This is a genomic window from Rhodanobacter sp. B04, from assembly GCF_002001125.1.
Taxonomy (GTDB): Bacteria; Pseudomonadota; Gammaproteobacteria; order Xanthomonadales; family Rhodanobacteraceae; genus Rhodanobacter.
In genome coordinates this window covers 1-14,372 of sequence record NZ_MUNV01000026.1, presented here as the reverse complement: position 1 = coordinate 14,372, position 14,372 = coordinate 1, and the positions used below count along the sequence as shown (strand labels likewise).

Genomic DNA, 14,372 nt, shown 5'->3' with positions numbered 1-14,372 from the left:
AAAAGGCACTGGCTCCCTGCCTTCGCAGGGATGACGATGATTTTTCGAGGTTCCGATAGGGGCCTCTTGCCGGACTTGCACCGGCACGGCTGGGCGGCGACCATCGACACATGCGTTCCCATGCTCAACCATCACGACGCGATCGCCTCGCTCATCGCCTTCTCCGCAGCTTGCCGGCGTTGGCGCTGCTGGGCTGCCTGTCCGGCTGCACCTCGTCGGCCAAGGCGCTGGATAGCCGCGAAGTGGCCTTCGAGGGCCAGAATTACCGCGTGGTGCGGCTGGATCTCCGGCGCGAGCCGCTGAGCCTGCACTGGCGCGACCCGCAGAGCGGCCAGCCGTTCGGCAGCATCGATGCGCTGCGCCAGTGGGGCGAGGCGCGCGGCCAGCGCTTACTGTTTGCCACCAATGCGGGGATCTACGACAAGCAGTTCGCGCCGCTCGGCCTGTATGTGGAAAACGGCAAGACCGCCGTGCCGCTGAACCTGTCGCACGGCAATCCCGCCTCCGGCAATTTCTCGCTGCTGCCGAACGGCGTTTTCGCGGTGTATCCGGACGGCCATGCCGCCGTACGCAGCAGCGCCGCATTCAAGGCCGACGGCAAGCCCGCGCAGTGGGCCACCCAGTCCGGTCCGATGCTGCTGATCGACGGCAAGCTCAACGAGCAGTTCGTCGACGACTCCGCCAGCCTGAAATGGCGCAGCGGCGTGTGCGTGAAAACCCCGACCCAGGTGATCTTTGCCGTCAGCGAGGCCCCCGTAAACTTCCATACCTTCGGACGGCTGTTCCGCGACAAGCTGGGCTGCCGAGACGCGCTCTATCTGGATGGCAGTATTTCGCAGTTGTATGTCGACGGCGAGGGCTACGCCGGCGCACCGGCCCTGATGGTCAAACCGTATGCAGGCATCTTTGCCGTGTTTGCCAAGCCATGACGGCGCACACCCGGTCGACTGGCCGCTGGCGCATGCTGCGCGGCATTCTGCTCGCGCTGCTGGCCCTGCTGCTGAGCGCCTTCGCCACCGGCTGGTGGCTGCTCGCCGGCAGCCGTGCCCTGCTCGATGGCAAGCGCCCGCTGCCCGGCCTCGGCGCCAGCGTCAGCATCAGCCGCGATGCGCTGGGCACCGTCACCATCGAGGGAAAAAGCCGCAGCGACATCAGTTATGCGCTCGGTTACGTGCATGCGCAGGAGCGCTACTTCGCGATGGACCTGATGCGCCGCGTGGCCGCCGGCGAATTGTCCGCGCTGGTCGGTCCGGCAGCGCTCAAGCTCGACCTGAACCATCGTCGCCACCGCCTGCGTGCGGTCGTCGAAGCGGCTTATGCGCAGCTGCCTGCAGCACAGAAGCTTGAACTGGACCGCTACCGCGACGGCGTCAACGCCGGCCTCACCGATCTGCGTGTGCGGCCGTGGGAGTACATGCTGCTCGGCAGCAAGCCGCAGCCGTGGCGATCGGAAGACACCGCCCTGGTGATCGCCGCGATGTACCTGGATCTCAACGGCGACGGCCGCAACGAGCGCGAGCTGCACATCGCCCAGATGCGCGCGGCGCTACCCGGCCCACTGGTGGATTTCCTGCTGGCGCCCGACCCCGACTGGGAAGCACCGCTGAAAGGAGCCTTGTCGCCTGCACCGGTGATTCCGGCCGCCGACGTATTCGACCTGCGCCGCGCCGCGCCAGCCGTACCGCAGGGCAGCCTCGCCGCACTGGCATCGGCGCTCGATCCAGCACGCCCAGGCAGCAACAGTTTCGCGGTCGCGGGCACGCTTACCAGCAGCGGTGCGGGCATACTCGCCAACGACATGCACCTGGGCCTGCGGGTACCCAACATCTGGTTCCGCACGCGCCTGCGCTACCCCGATCCGCACGCGCCGAACGGTCTGCGCGACGTCAACGGCGTCAGCCTGCCCGGCACGCCGGCCGTCGTGGTCGGCTCCAACGGCCAGATCGCCTGGGGCTTCACCAACAGCTATGGCGACTGGCTGGACTGGGTCCGCGTGCTGCGCGACCCGGCCGATCCCGGCCGCTACAAGGTGCCCGAAGGCTGGGCACGCATCGAGAGCCATGACGAGCACATCCAGGTCAAGGGCCGGCCGGATACCCTGCTCAAGGTCGAGGACACCCGCTGGGGTCCGATCATGGCCAAGGACACCGACGGTACGCCACTGGCCCTGGCCTGGATCGGCGCGCTGCCGCGCGGCTACAACGTCGAACTGATGCAGCTGGAGCGCATGCCTGACGTGGTCAGCGCCCTGGACCTCGCGCCGCGGCTCGGCATGCCGCCACAGAACCTGCTGGTCGCCGACAGCGCCGGGCATGTCGGCTGGACCCTGGCCGGCAACAGCATTCCGCTGCGTGTCGGCATCGATCCGCAGCTGCCGTCCGACTGGACCAAACCCGGCAGCGGCTGGCAGGGCTGGGCCGCCCCGGCGCAGTATCCGCGTGTCGAGAATCCCGCCGACGGCCGCCTGTGGACGGCCAACAACCGCACGGTGGACGGCGATGCGCTGGCCCTGCTCGGCAATGGCGGCCACGACCTTGGCGCGCGCGCGCAGCAGATCCGCGACGATCTGCGCGCACGCGCCGGCTTCACCCCCGCCGACCTGCTCGATATCCAGCTGGATAACCGCGCCGTGCTGCTGAGCCGCTGGCAACAGCTGCTGCAGCAGACCTTGGCCGACCATCGGGATCCGGCTCTGCAGCAACTGCGTCAGCTCAGCGCGACCTGGCAAGGCCACGCCGCGATCGATAGCGTCGACTACCGCCTGGTGCGCGCGTTCCGCAGCAAGGTCAGCCAGGCGGTGCTGGCACCGTTCGCGGCACAGGTGAAGCGGCGCTACGGCGACTTCAGCTGGCCCGGCGAAAACAGCGCCGAAGCCGCGGTATGGGCGCTGATCCAGGCCCAACCGATGCAGTTGCTCGATCCGAAATACCACGATTGGCCGGCCCTGCTTGTCGACGCCGCACGCCAGACGGCCACCGAACTCGGCCAGCAGCCTGGCGGGCTCGCCGCACGCACCTGGGGCGAGCACAACCCCAGCGAGATCAATCACCCGCTGTCTGCGGCCCTGCCGCACTGGCTCGGCCGTCTGATCGACATGCCCGACCAGCCGCTGCCTGGCGACAACAACATGCCGCGCGTCGCCGCTCCCGGCTTCGGAGCGTCCGAACGCTTCGACGTGGCGCCTGGCCATGAGGCGCAGGGCATCCTGGAGATGCCCGGTGGGCAGAGCGACCACCCGCTGTCGCCTTATTTCGGCGCGGGACATGCGGACTGGGTCAAGGGCCGCCCCACCCCGTTATTGCCGGGATCGGCGCAGCACACGTTGATACTGGAGCCAGCCGCAGGCTGAGCCTGATTCGGGCGAAACCCACCGCCGTATGGTGCTCCTCATGCACGGCCTTTCCGCGCCAGGAACGTCAGGAACTCATCCTCCCGCACGCTGGCCACCGGCCAGCTCAGACGGAGGCGCATCAGCCACGGCAAGCGGGCCGGCTCCGACCGGTCTGGCGACTTGCCCATCTGCATCCGCAGGCTGGCCAGGTACATCGATCGCCTGACGGCCGTGCGCCGCTTCGTTTGGATGCTCTCGAAGCCGGCGGCCTTCAACATGCCAAGCAATCCGGCACGACTGAAAAGCAGCAGATGCCGCGGTGTTTCCAGACCGCGCCAGTTCCTGCCCCAATATCGCGCCCCGCGGCTTTCGATGTTCGGGGTATCGACAAAGATCACGCCACCGGGCTTCAGCAGGCGATGGACGGCCTGGAGGAAGCACCTGGGTTCATGCAGATGTTCCAGCACATGGCTCAGCGTGACGACGTCGAAACAAGCCGATTCGCTGGCGAACAAATCGACCGAACCCACCCTGGCATCGAGGTTGCGCTGCCGCGCGACCGCCACCGCCTTGGGATCGGTATCGATCCCTGTCACGCTCCAGCCTGCGTCGCGCGCGTTCACCAGAAAGTCGCCATTGCCACAACCGATGTCCAGCAGGCGCTGGCCCGGTCGCGGCTTTGGCAGATAGCGAAACTCCGCATCGCGCTTCTGCCGGCGCACCGGCAAAACCTTCGCCAGCCACACGCCCAGCCTGCTTGCCGGCTGCCGCCGCGTGCCGTAGCGGGAATTGAGATAGCCGTTCGTCAATGCCAGCTTCAGCTGCCGCACGGCACCCGGGTTGCCCGACCCGCCACGCGGGCTTTCGGCGGCGTGCGTGTAATAGACCCCATAGGCCTTGCCGATGCCCGCCTCGTTCGGTCGCGGGTCAAGATAGGCACTGTGGCAATGCGTGCAACGATAGAGATTCCAGCGGCCCGGAGCGACGAAGAAGGCGTTGTCCACCAGGCCGCCGTGGAGCATGTCGCGGTCACTGCCGCCACATACCGGACACGTCGCCACGCGCTCCAGTTCGTCGGCTGGCCAGGGGGCATGCCCAAGTGCCATGGATGACTCGCTTTCGATGCTTTCCGACATGTACTGATCCGCACGTTCCAGTCCCGATCGCCAGATGGGACAGTGCCACACGGAATCGATGCATGCCTATCGCAAGTCTTCACGCAGCAGCAATCGTTCACAAACCGTCCGGTATATCGCCGGCAATTGCTCCAGCTCCTCCAGTGCGACGCACTCGTCCACCTTGTGGATCGTTGCATTGACCGGGCCGATCTCGACGACTTCGGCGCCCATCGGCGCGATGAAGCGGCCATCCGAAGTGCCGCCGCCGGTGCTCTGTTCGGGATCGAGACCGTACAGCTCGCGGCATACGCCGACCACGGTCTTGCGCAGCAGGCCGCCCGGCGGCGTGAGGAACGGCTCGCCGGAAAGGTTCCACTCGCACTCGAAGTCGAGGCCATGCCGGCGCAGGATCGCCTCGGTGCGCGCACGCAGATCCTCCGCACGACTGGCCGTGCAATAACGGAAATTGATCAGCGCCCGCAGTCCGCCGGGAATCACGTTGTTGGCGCCGGTACCTGCGTTGAGGTTGGAAACCTGGAACGAAGTCGGTGGAAAGTCGCCATTGCCTTCGTCCCAGCGCTCGGCAGCCAGCTCGGCCAGGGCCGGCGCGAATGCATGGATCGGGTTCAGCGCCTTCTCCGGATACGCCACATGCCCCTGCACGCCACGCACGCTGAGCGTGCCCGACAGCGAGCCGCGACGGCCCACGCGGATCAGGTCACCCAGCTTTTCCTTCGCCGACGGCTCGCCGACCACGCACCAGTCGATGCGCTCGCCGATGGCACGAAAATGCTCGACCACCTTGCGCACTCCGTCGAGATTGGCCGGCCCCTCCTCGTCGCTGGTCAGCAGCAGGCCGACCCGGCCGCGATGATCAGGATGCGCCGCCACGAACTGCTCCAGCGCCACCACCATCGCCGCCACCGAACCTTTCATGTCGGCAGCACCGCGGCCGTATAGACGGCCATGGCGGATCGTCGGCTCGAATGGCGGGCTCTGCCACGACGCTTCCGGCCCGCTCGGCACCACATCGGTATGACCGAGAAAGGCCAGTGTGTGGCCGCTGTCGCCGTGCGTTGCCCATAGGTTGTCAACCTCACCGTAACGCAGATGCTCGACCCGAAAACCCGCATGGGTCAGTCGCTCGCCCAGCAGCGGCAGGCAACCCGCATCTTCCGGCGTCACCGAGCGGCGGCGGATCAGGTCACAGGCTAGATCAAGGACGTCGGACATGGACACTCACGGTAGACCAGGGAGGCAAAAGCCTGCGCAGCATACCAAGCCCGCGCACCGGCTTGCCGTCAGCCCGATCAGCCGCCCAGCAGCACACCCAGCAGATGGCCCACCGCATAGGTGATCATGGCGGCCGCCGCGGTGATGCCGAACTGGCGAGCCACCGAGAACAGCATGCTGCGTCCGGTGAACAGCGAGGTGCCGATGCCGATCAGGGTCAGCCCGGCCGCGGTGGAGCCGATGCTGCCCAGCAGCGCCGCATGGCCGCCAAGGAAGAAGTACGGCGCCACCGGAAACAGCGCACCGCACGCAAACAGGCAGAACGACGAGACCGCTGCGCCATACGCCGAGCCGCCGAGTTCGCCCGGGTCGACGCCCAGGTCCTCGCGCACCAGCATGTCCAGCGCGGCGCGCGGCGTCTCCGCGATATGCTCGGCCAGGTGTTCGGCAGCATTCGGTTCCAGCCCTTTCTCGCGATAAATGCCCGCGATGTGCTCCAGGCCATCTTCCGGTGCCACCGCGAGGCGCTCGGCCCGCTCGGTGATCTGCGCCTGGTAGAACTCGCGCGAACTGTTCACCGACAGCCATTCGCCCAGTGCCATCGAGCAGGCACCGGCCACCAGTCCGGCAAGGCCAGCCAGCAGCACGGCGCGATCGCCCGATACTGCCCCAGCCATGCCCATCACCAGGCTGACATTGGAAACCAGCCCGTCGTTGGCTCCCAGCACCGCGGCGCGCAGCGTATTGCCGCTCTGCGTGCGGTGCCGGCCATCGAGCATGCCATGCTCGCGCGGCGACACGAAATGGTCGCGATGACCGCTGCGATCCACCGGCGTGTCGTCGTGGTCGGCATGTTCCAGCCGCACCACGGTCGGCATCACGAACTCCGTGCCGAAGCGCTGCGCGAACCAGCTCAACGCGCGCACGCGCAGGCCGACGCGCATGGGCGGCACAGGCATGCCGAGCTCGCGCAGGCGCGCCTCCCAGAAACCCGCGTTGGCCTGTTCGCCAGCGGCGATGCGCCGATAGACACGACTCAATCGCGCATCGGTGGCCAGCTCAGCCAGCCGTGCGTAAAGCGCGCCATTATCGCGCTCGATCCGCAGATTGCTCGCAAACCGCCGCGCTCGATGATTCGTCATGTCGGCATCAATGACCGAACAGTTTCTTGAAGCCGTTGTCGGTGTAGCCGACGCTCACTGAACCGTCTGCCTGCACGACCACCGGGCGGCGGATCAGCGCCGGGTATTCCTTCAGCAGCAGCGTCCACTCCGGATCACTGCCGGGGTTCTTGCGCTGCGGCAGCAGGTTGCGCCAGGTGGTCGAGGACTTGTTGACCAGTTTCTCCCAGCCGCCGAGCTGCTGCGCCCAGGCTTTCAGCGTGGCCGCCGGCACGGGATCCGCGCGGTAGTCGACGAAGCTGTGTTCGACGTTGAACCGGGCCAACCAGTTGCGTGCCTTCTTGCAGGTATCGCAATTGGGCAGACCGTAGATGACCGGGCTCATTCGGCGCTCCGCAGCAGTTCGTTGATGCCGGTCTTGCTGCGCGTCTTCTCATCCACCTGCTTGACGATGATCGCGGCATACAGGCTGTGGCTGCCGTCCTTCGCCGGCAAGCTGCCGGATACCACCACGCTGCCGGCCGGCACGCGGCCATAACTGGTTTCGCCGGTGGCGCGATTGTAGATGCGTGTGCTCTGGCCCAGGAACACGCCCATGCCGATCACGCTGCCGCGTTCCACCACCACCCCTTCGACCACTTCCGAACGCGCACCGACGAAGCAGTTGTCCTCGATGATGGTCGGGTTGGCCTGCAGCGGCTCCAGCACCCCACCGATGCCGACGCCGCCGGACAGGTGCACGCCAGCGCCGATCTGCGCACAGGAGCCCACCGTGGCCCAGGTATCGACCATCGTGCCGGCACCCACGTAGGCACCGATGTTGACGTAGCTCGGCATCAGCACCGCATCCTTCGCGATATGCGCGCCGCGACGCACCAGCGCACCGGGCACCACGCGCGCGCCAAGGTTCTGCAGCTCGGTGTCATTGCCGTGGGCGAAGCGCAGCGGAACCTTGTCGAATGCCTGTGCCGGACCACCGTCGACCACGCGGTTGTCGTTGATGCGGAAATACAGCAACACGGCCTTCTTGAGCCACTGGTTCACCGTCCAGCCGCCGTGGCCATCCGGTTCGGCCACGCGGCGCTCGCCGGATTCGAGCAACTCGATCACCTGGTTCACCGCGGGGCGAAGGTGGGTCTCGATTTCGGCATGGGTCAGTTCGCTACGACGCGCGAAGGCATCGTCGATCAGGGCTTCAATGGCTTGCATGGGCGTTATTCACGAGTTGAAGACAAACGGGTGAAGGCAGGTGCCTTGGCTGACCGCCAAGAGTACACGGCTGCAACAGTCGTTGCCGCAACGACCGGCGAAATCGACCCGTCCTCGGCAACGGGGGATTGGAGTATGGGAACCCTGCCCTACCGGGCGCGACCTCGTGATTGGATTTGACACCACACCGGCGTAGATTGGGTCACCCGCATGCACAAATGCACGTGCCACCGCTTTCCGCCGAAAAGCTATTGGGCGACGGATTGCCTTGGCGCCGCTTCAAGACCGTACGTTGCTTGTCCGCCTTAGCGCCACTCACAGGAGAAGCGTCCATGAGTCAGCTGAAGATCGCCGTACTGGTTGGCAGTCTGCGCGTGGATTCGTTCAACCGCCGGCTTGCCCGTGCAATTGAAAAGCTCGCCCCGGCCGAATTCGGCTTCAAGCATGTCCAGATCAACGATCTGCCGCTTTATTCGCAGGATTTCGATGCCGCCTATCCGGCAGCCGCCATCCGCCTGAAGAAGGATATTGAATCGGCCGACGGACTGCTGTTCGTCACGCCCGAATACAACCGCTCGATACCCGGCGTGCTCAAGAACGCCATCGACATCGCCTCGCGCCCCTGGGGCACCAACTCGTTTGCTGGCAAACCCGGTGCGGTGATCGGTACCTCGGTCGGCTCGACTGGCACGGCACTGGCGCAACAACATCTGCGCAACGTGCTGGCCTATCTGGACGTGCCCGTGCTGGCCCAGCCGGAAGTGTTTATCCATTTCAAGGACGAATTGATCGCCGACGACGGTTCGATCAGCAACGATGGCACCCGGAAATTCCTGCAGGGCTTTGTCGACAACTACAGCGCATGGATAAGGCGCTTCGCCCGCTGAAAAATGCTACAGGTGGAGCGCGTCATGCATGAACAGATCCGCGAGGGATTCATGGTCTTCGTCGCCGACGGCGACGAAGGAGTCGGCTCCGTTCGCGAAATCCGCCACGGCCTGCCGGAGCTGGTCATCTATATCGAAAACGCGGGCGATTTCGTGGTATCGCTCTCAGCTGTCGATGCCGTTCACTCGGGCAAGGTGATCCTGGCCTGGGACAGGCTTAACCTTCGCCTGCAGAACGCGATCGCACACGCGCGCGATTCGGAAGATCCCGACTATGTTGCGCCGGACCAGGGTGAGCCTGAGGACGAATAGCGAAAATCCCGGGCACGGATTTTCGCTATCGCGCGGCGCAGGGTTGATCAGCAGACCCGAGTGATTCGCATCAGGCTGCGATCGCCTGTGTTCCATTCCATTTTTCAATATTTGCAGGCTAACTGGCCCGGGCATATGGATACCCGCCGCCAACCGGTTTTCGGGCACCTCCTGAACGGATTGAACAACTGGTTTTGTATCCATAATTTGTGATAATGCCGAAACCCTTCCAGCTGCGGTGTAAAGCCATGAGGCAATTCAATCTGGAGTCCTTGCTGGCGCCGATCAGCGATGACACCCCGTCGGGTGACGACCTGGAATACGACGCGGAATTTCTCGCACTCGAACGTGCCGCCGCGCCCAAGGCCGAGCGCGCGGTGGGGGACACCGTCAAGGCGGCCGAAGACCCCGATTGGGACAAGGTCATCGAACTGGCCGAAGCCGTGCTCGGCCGCTCCAAGGACCTGCGCGCCGCGGTTCACCTCACTACCGCCTGGATGCGAACTTCCGGCATGCCAGGCTGGAATGCCGGCCTGGGCCTGGTACGAGGCCTGCTGGAACACTTCTGGGACGACGTGCATCCGCAGCTTGATGCCGAAGACGACAACGATCCGACTTCACGCGTCAATGCCGTCGTTCCGCTTGGCGATGTGCAGGGCGTACTGCGCTTCTTCCGCACCACGCCTTTCGTGCAGTCGCCCCGCATGGGCCGGTTTGCCTTGCGCGACTTGCGCATCGCCAACGGTACATTGAAGACCACCACGGAGAGCAGCGGGCCGGAAGCATCGATGACTGAAATCGAAGCCTGCTGCATGGATTGCCCCGAGGAGGATCTGGTGGCGATCACTGCCGCCATCAGCGAGTCGCTCGAACACGCCAAGGCCATCGACCGCATTTTCACCGATCACGTGGGCAGCGCCGGGCCGGATTTGAAAACCCTGCTCAGCGACATCTACGAAGTGAAGAAGTTTCTGGATCCACAGCTCGCACGGCGCCTGCCGCAACTGGATGTGGCAGGCGAAGAGGATGGCAGCGGCGGGGGTGACGGCGGTGGCAGCGGGGGCGCCGTCCGTGCATCCACAGGCGCCATCAGCGGGCCGCAGGATGTCATCCGCAGAATTGACGAGCTGTGTGATTACTACAACAAGTGCGAGCCATCGAGCCCTGTCCCCCTGCTGCTACGCCGAGCGCAACGGTTGGTCGGCAGAGACTTCATGGACCTGCTCAAGGATCTGGCGCCAGGCGGCATCTCGGAACTGCGGATTGTTTCCGGCGAGCCCGAGGATAGCTGAGGCCAGGAGACTCAGGCCGAGGAGTGCCACGGATGCCCCACCCTGACGGGGCATCCTCGACGCAGTACACAACCGATGCCGGCATTTCAGCATGTGCTTGCGCACCATGTCATGGCCACGACCGCTTGGCCGACCTGGGCCGGATCGGTGATTCAGTAAACACCCTTGCAGGTACTTGGCGAGGTGTGCACGAAAATCTGATGAACCGACGGGTCCCAGCTCAGTGAATAACCGCCCTGCAAGCCGGCGGTGATGCCCGCCGATGCGATCTGGCTGATCGGCCCGATCGAGGCACTGTGTCCATCGCTGAAAGTCACGGTGGCCGTGATCGCGTAGCTCACTGGATCACTGCAGCCATTCGTGACGACTTGCTGCGACACGGTATTGCCGCCGGCGAGATCCGGCAGCGTTCCCGTCACGGGTGGCATCGCATGCTCGGCACCATTGGCGCGGCAAGTCGCCGTGAGCGCGTAGTTCACCGTAGCCTTCACGGGCGGCGCGGCCTGCACGACGGCGATGGCCTCCGGCTGTGCGGTACAGCCCACCAGGAACGCCTTGTGCTTGGACTGCACATGCAATACATAGCTGCCCGACTGGAGATCGGCACTGTTCGCCAGCTTCAACTCGATACGGCTTGGCGATACGCCAGTGACACTGGGCTGGATGGCCAGCCGCTTGCCCTGCCGGTCAGTCGCGCTGACCAACGGATCCTCGCACTGGGTATCGACCAGATTCGTACCCACCAAGGCGAAAGCCACTTCCTTGCTGCCGTTGCCCAGTACGAACAACTGTCGGTGATCCATGGTCTCGACCCCGTTGATCACGGGCTGCGTCTTGGACGAACCGGATTCGCTGGCAAGCAGATCCACCGTCGTGGCCAATGCATCCGCCATTGTTGTCGCATCAGCCGTAAGGCAGCCCTTGGTCGCATCGAGATACGCCTGCGTGCGCTGGACTGCTGCAGAGGCGCGATAAGCGCTGGCTTTTGCATCCGTGCCGATGATGTCGATCGGTTTTTCTGCGTCATTGCCAAGTGCCTTGCGCAGTGCTTCCGCAAGTTGCGCAAGCCGCTGACTAGTCGCCGCAAGACTGGAGTTGGGCAGGCTTGCGGCGCGGGCAGCCAAGTCATGCCGAGCCGTTTCAAGCTGGGTGAGAATGGTCGCTCCGGTCAGCCGGGGAGCGATCTGCGCCGGTACTGGAGCGATAAAGCACGGCGCAAGCAATCCGAACAAGATGCCTGCGCCGAGCCTGCCTGCTTTCATGAATGAATCATCCCATGCATGCCAATCAACTCACGGAATCACTGAACATCCTGCTGGCAATCCTGCTGATCCGGCTGATCCGGGTCGCAACCGCTTTGCTGGTCGGCAGGCAAGCGCAAACCGGACGGCACGATGCCGTACGACCGGTAGTTGGCGGTGATCACGCTCGGATCGATGTAAGAGTCGCCATGGTTGCCGTTCTGTGCGCTGCCGGTGCCCGTTGCCGTAGGCAGGTTGACCGCAAAACCGCCACCCAAGGGCAGCAGGTTTCCGCTGCTGTCCACCGCGTAGAAGTACGCGGGCGGCATACCTACATTGGCGACCATCTGCAGGCCGGTGCCCACCACGAAGATCGGTGCCGATGCCATACCCATGCGGCCAGTGGAACCCCATACGCCCTGTCCGTCGAACACCGTGGCATTAGAGACCTGCACGGCACCATTCTGGGAGATGGTGCCCGTCTGGAACAGGTTGCCATTGGTCACCGACAGGTAGAACGCCGAGGTGCCCGCATTCACGCTGAACGCGCTACCACCGACCGAAACCAGCGTCAGCGTGGTGGTGTTGGTCATGCTGAAACCGGCTGTGGAAGAGAAGTTGCCCAGCATGCTGACCATGTTGTTATTGGTCTGCGTGCTGCTGCCGAGCATGGTCGGGCCAACCGCCTGCCCGCTCAGCGTGCCTGCAGTGATGACGCCGGCGGTCCCTTCGGTGATCGCACCCGCCGATTTCAGCGTGGTCATCGTGCCATTTACGGAACCATTGATCGTCAAGCCACCCGATGTCGTCGTCAGTGCCGTGCTGGCGCCGCCATTCAGCGGCCCGCTCACCGTCAATGCCTGCGCGTTGGTCAGTGCGAAGTTTGCCGCACTGAAACTGCCCAGCGTACCGATCTTGTTCGCACCATTGAGCGTCGTTGCTCCGGCCGATTGGCCGTTCAGCGTACTCGCCGTGACAACACCATTCGCTCCTTCGGTGATGGTGCCTGCCGATTTCAGCGTCGTCGCAGTACCGTTCACGGCACCGTTGATCGCCAGATCACCCGAGGTCGTCGTCAGCGAGGTGCTGGCGCCACCATTGATCGGGCCATTCACTGACAGACTCTGCGCATTGGTCAACGCAAAACCCGCTGCGCTGAAGCTGCCCAGCGTGCCAACCTTGTTCGCACCATTGAGCGTGGTGCTGCCCACCGAGCTGCCCGTCAATGTGCCTGCCGTGATTGCACCGCCCGCACCTTCGGTTATTGCACCGGCTGAAGTCAGCGTCGTCGTCGTGCCGTTGACGGCACCGTTGATCGCCAGATCACCCGAGGTCGTCGTCAACGAAGTGCTGGAGCCACCATTCAACGAACCATCTACGGTCAATGCCTGTGCATCAGTCAGACTAAAGCCTGCTGCACTGAAGCTGCCCAGTGTGCCGATCACGTTCGTGCCATTCAGCGTCGTGGCGCCTGTCGAACCGCCCGTCAAGGTGCCGGCCGTGATTGCACCGCCTGTACCTTCGGTAATCGCACCGGCCGAAGTCAGCGTCGTCGTCGTGCCGTTGACGGCACCGTTGATCGCCAGATCACCCGAGGTCGTCGCCAGCGAAGTGCTGGCCCCGCCATTCAATGGGCCAACCACCGTCAACCCTTGCGCGTTGGTCAGCGCGAAATTCGCCGCACTGAAGCTGCCCAGAGTACCGATCAGGTTTGCGCCATTGAGCGTGGTCGCGCCCAGCGAACTGCCCATCAGGGTATCGGCTGTGATCACACCAGCCGCTCCTTCGGTGATCGCCCCGGCGGAGGTCAGCGTCGTCGTCGTGCCATTGATCGCACCATCGATGATCAAGTCGCCTGCGGTCGTCGTCAGCGTCACGCTTGGGCCACCGTTCAGCGGGCCGGTTACCGTCAATGTCTGTGCATTGGTCAGGCTGAAGTCGGCATTGAAAGCGCCAAGGACATCGACGTGATTGGCACCATCCAGATCGGTCGAGCCGACCGAACTTCCGGTCAACGTTCCGGCGGTGATCGCACCATTCGCCCCTTCGGTGATCGCACCGGCGGAGGTCAGCATCGTGGTCGTGCCAGATACCGCGCCATTGATCGCCAGATCACCCGCGGTCGTCGTCAGCGAGACATTCGCACCACCATTCAAGGGACCGTCCACCGTCAACGCCTGTGCATTGGTCAGGCTGAAGCCAGCGGCATCGAAGCTGCCCAACGTACCGATCTTGTTCGCACCGTTGAGCGTCGTCGCACCAACCGAGTGGCCGCTCAAGCTGCCTGTGGTCAGGCTGCCGCTGCCTCCTTCGCTGATCGCGCCGCTCGAGTTCAACGTCACCGTGGTGCTGTTCACTGCACCATTGATCGCCAGGCCAGCCGAGGTCACTGTCAGCGCCCCCGTGCTCGATGCACCCAGCGTCAATGCACCCGCATCCGTGATCTGCGTCGTGCCACCGGTCAGGCTCACCGCTCCCGTGAAGTTGTTCCCGGCATTGGCCAGCGTGATCGCGCCCGTCCCCGCATTGATGTTGCTCGTGCCGCTCACCGCCAGTGCGCCGCTCTCGCTGACCGCACCGTTGTTGCTGGTCGCCTGCAGGTTGCCGCCAATGCTGCCGCTACCCAGG

General features: G+C 64.5%; 11 protein-coding genes and 1 pseudogene. 5 read left to right on the top strand and 7 right to left on the bottom strand.

Features of this window, described 5'->3' with window-relative positions; genetic code table 11:
* Positions 1-110: 110 nt before the first annotated feature.
* Together B0E46_RS14635 and B0E46_RS14630 are read left to right on the top strand one after the other, a co-directional pair.
* A complete protein-coding gene (locus tag B0E46_RS14635; protein ID WP_077556514.1) occupies positions 111-929 on the top strand; it encodes a phosphodiester glycosidase family protein in 819 nt (272 codons plus the stop codon).
* Complete coding sequence (locus B0E46_RS14630) at positions 926-3,349, top strand: penicillin acylase family protein (RefSeq protein WP_077556513.1); 2,424 nt, start codon at positions 926-928, stop codon at positions 3,347-3,349. Before B0E46_RS14635 ends, B0E46_RS14630 begins: the two co-directional genes overlap by 4 nt.
* 38 nt (positions 3,350-3,387) lie before the next feature.
* Here the strand turns inward: B0E46_RS14630 and B0E46_RS14625 are convergent, their stop codons facing one another.
* The 5 genes from B0E46_RS14625 to dapD all read right to left on the bottom strand — a co-directional run bounded on the left by B0E46_RS14625 (position 3,388) and on the right by dapD (position 8,012).
* Positions 3,388-4,467, bottom strand: coding sequence for a class I SAM-dependent methyltransferase (locus B0E46_RS14625; protein WP_077556512.1), 1,080 nt, complete (start codon positions 4,465-4,467; stop codon positions 3,388-3,390).
* A gap of 66 nt (positions 4,468-4,533) precedes the next feature.
* Positions 4,534-5,682: a succinyl-diaminopimelate desuccinylase gene (gene dapE, locus B0E46_RS14620; protein WP_077556511.1), complete on the bottom strand. Its 1,149-nt coding sequence runs from the start codon at positions 5,680-5,682 to the stop codon at positions 4,534-4,536.
* 77 nt (positions 5,683-5,759) lie between these two features.
* Positions 5,760-6,824, bottom strand: coding sequence for a VIT1/CCC1 transporter family protein (locus B0E46_RS14615; RefSeq protein ID WP_077556510.1), 1,065 nt, complete (start codon positions 6,822-6,824; stop codon positions 5,760-5,762).
* Between the two features lie 7 nt (positions 6,825-6,831).
* Positions 6,832-7,188: a Spx/MgsR family RNA polymerase-binding regulatory protein gene (locus tag B0E46_RS14610; protein WP_077556509.1), complete on the bottom strand. Its 357-nt coding sequence runs from the start codon at positions 7,186-7,188 to the stop codon at positions 6,832-6,834.
* Positions 7,185-8,012 (bottom strand): 2,3,4,5-tetrahydropyridine-2,6-dicarboxylate N-succinyltransferase, encoded by an 828-nt coding sequence (dapD, locus tag B0E46_RS14605; protein ID WP_077556508.1) that lies wholly within the window; start codon positions 8,010-8,012, stop codon positions 7,185-7,187. Before dapD ends, B0E46_RS14610 begins: the two co-directional genes overlap by 4 nt.
* A 332-nt stretch (positions 8,013-8,344) precedes the next feature.
* Here dapD and B0E46_RS14600 point away from each other — a divergent pair, with 332 nt between their 5' ends.
* The 3 genes from B0E46_RS14600 (at position 8,345) to tssA (ending at position 10,503) form a co-directional block, all read left to right on the top strand.
* Positions 8,345-8,899, top strand: a complete 555-nt coding sequence (locus B0E46_RS14600; RefSeq protein WP_077556507.1) for an NAD(P)H-dependent oxidoreductase — start codon at positions 8,345-8,347, stop codon at positions 8,897-8,899.
* A 24-nt stretch (positions 8,900-8,923) separates the two neighbouring features.
* Positions 8,924-9,211 (top strand): hypothetical protein, encoded by a 288-nt coding sequence (locus B0E46_RS14595; protein WP_077556908.1) that lies wholly within the window; start codon positions 8,924-8,926, stop codon positions 9,209-9,211.
* 215 nt (positions 9,212-9,426) lie between these two features.
* On the top strand, positions 9,427-10,503 hold the full coding sequence (gene tssA, locus B0E46_RS14590) for a type VI secretion system protein TssA (RefSeq protein ID WP_254425177.1): 1,077 nt from the start codon (positions 9,427-9,429) through the stop codon (positions 10,501-10,503).
* Positions 10,504-10,655: 152 nt separating this feature from the next.
* On the opposite strand, the gene B0E46_RS14585 is transcribed toward tssA, so the two are convergent.
* Positions 10,656-11,765, bottom strand: a complete 1,110-nt coding sequence (locus tag B0E46_RS14585) for a hypothetical protein (RefSeq protein ID WP_139350569.1) — start codon at positions 11,763-11,765, stop codon at positions 10,656-10,658.
* A gap of 38 nt (positions 11,766-11,803) precedes the next feature.
* Positions 11,804-14,372, bottom strand: a pseudogene (locus B0E46_RS17785) (S-layer family protein); the annotation flags it as partial.

Excerpts from the sequence above, each read along its gene's own strand:
- dapE (WP_077556511.1), bottom strand. The coding sequence starts at position 5,682 with ATGTCCGACGTCCTTGATCTAGCCTGTGACCTGATCCGCCGCCGCTCG.
- B0E46_RS14630 (WP_077556513.1), top strand. The coding sequence starts at position 926 with ATGACGGCGCACACCCGGTCGACTGGCCGCTGGCGCATGCTGCGCGGC.
- B0E46_RS14610 (WP_077556509.1), bottom strand. The coding sequence starts at position 7,188 with ATGAGCCCGGTCATCTACGGTCTGCCCAATTGCGATACCTGCAAGAAG.
- B0E46_RS14600 (WP_077556507.1), top strand. The coding sequence starts at position 8,345 with ATGAGTCAGCTGAAGATCGCCGTACTGGTTGGCAGTCTGCGCGTGGAT.
- B0E46_RS14615 (WP_077556510.1), bottom strand. The coding sequence starts at position 6,824 with ATGACGAATCATCGAGCGCGGCGGTTTGCGAGCAATCTGCGGATCGAG.
- B0E46_RS14595 (WP_077556908.1), top strand. The coding sequence starts at position 8,924 with ATGCATGAACAGATCCGCGAGGGATTCATGGTCTTCGTCGCCGACGGC.
- B0E46_RS14625 (WP_077556512.1), bottom strand. The coding sequence starts at position 4,467 with ATGTCGGAAAGCATCGAAAGCGAGTCATCCATGGCACTTGGGCATGCC.
- tssA (WP_254425177.1), top strand. The coding sequence starts at position 9,427 with ATGCCGAAACCCTTCCAGCTGCGGTGTAAAGCCATGAGGCAATTCAAT.
- B0E46_RS14635 (WP_077556514.1), top strand. The coding sequence starts at position 111 with ATGCGTTCCCATGCTCAACCATCACGACGCGATCGCCTCGCTCATCGC.
- dapD (WP_077556508.1), bottom strand. The coding sequence starts at position 8,012 with ATGCAAGCCATTGAAGCCCTGATCGACGATGCCTTCGCGCGTCGTAGC.
- B0E46_RS14585 (WP_139350569.1), bottom strand. The coding sequence starts at position 11,765 with ATGAAAGCAGGCAGGCTCGGCGCAGGCATCTTGTTCGGATTGCTTGCG.